Below are 960 nucleotides of genomic sequence, written 5' to 3'. Positions count from 1 at the left end.
GGGGAAGAAGCCGCGCAGGCTGAAGATGCGGCCGCCGACGCGCGTGCCCGCTTCGAACACGCGTGCATTGACGCCCAGGCGCGCGAGTTCGGTCGCGCACGACAGGCCCGCGATGCCGGCACCGATGACGGCGACGCCGCGCGTGTTGGTCGTCTTCGCCACGACGGTGCGCACGGCCTGCGTCGCCGCGGCCCATGCACCGGGTGCCATGACACCGGCMGCAGCGATCGCGGCGCCTGCGGTCGCGCCCTGGAACAGGCGGCGGCGGTCTTCGTCCTGCACGCCCTCCTGGCCGATCGCGTCGTCGGCGCTTTCGCCGGTGCGCTCGCAACGCTCCGCGAGGCGGGCGATGCGCAGCAGTTCACTCATCGTGCGGCTACGGCTCATGTCGGTTCCCCGCTCAGTAGGACTTCTGGAAGATCAACTGCAAGGCGTTGTCGCGATCGCCGGACGAACCGAAGACGCCACGGTATTCGACGCGGATCGAGAAATCGCTGTCGAACACGAAGTTGGCGCCCAGGCCGAGCATCCAGCGCGAACGATCGAAGCCCGCCACGTCGGTGCCGTACACGGGACCGGAGATCAGGTCGGCGTAGCGCATCGTCGTGAAACCGTCGGCCTTGAAGTCGTGCTGGTATTCGGCGCGGAACATCGGCGTGAACGCACCCCAATCGGTGTCGTTCTTCATTTCCACGCGCAGGCCGACATTGCCGGTCGTCGCATCGACGTTCTGTTCGCCATAGGCCAGCGCATACACCGCGTCGCCCTGCTCGGTGTAGGCATCGAGCGTGGCGCGCGAGACATCCAGGCGCGCGTACGGGGTGTACTGCACGTTGCCCTGCACGATGTCCGCGCCGCTGGACAGCGAACCGAACCACTGCGTGCCATCGCGCGCACCGGTCACCGAACCACCGTTGATGGTGAGGAAGCGGCGCAGGTCGAAGCGCATGTCCTGGTAGC

Annotated in this window: 2 protein-coding genes; both read right to left on the bottom strand. The window is 67.6% G+C overall.

Translation table 11 applies throughout. The features are described 5' to 3' along the window. On the bottom strand, nucleotides 1-369 hold a 369-nt coding region (locus AC1DRF_RS29715), incomplete at its 3' end, for an NAD(P)-binding protein (RefSeq protein WP_477742534.1). A gap of 31 nt (nucleotides 370-400) precedes the next feature. Then, nucleotides 401-960 (bottom strand): autotransporter domain-containing protein (locus tag AC1DRF_RS29710; RefSeq protein ID WP_477742533.1); only part of this gene is annotated, 560 nt, incomplete at its 5' end.

The sequence above is a fragment of the Priestia sp. P5_B4 genome (assembly GCF_056400385.1).
Note: the sequence above shows the minus strand (reverse complement) of the source record. Positions and strands in the feature narration are given on the sequence as shown.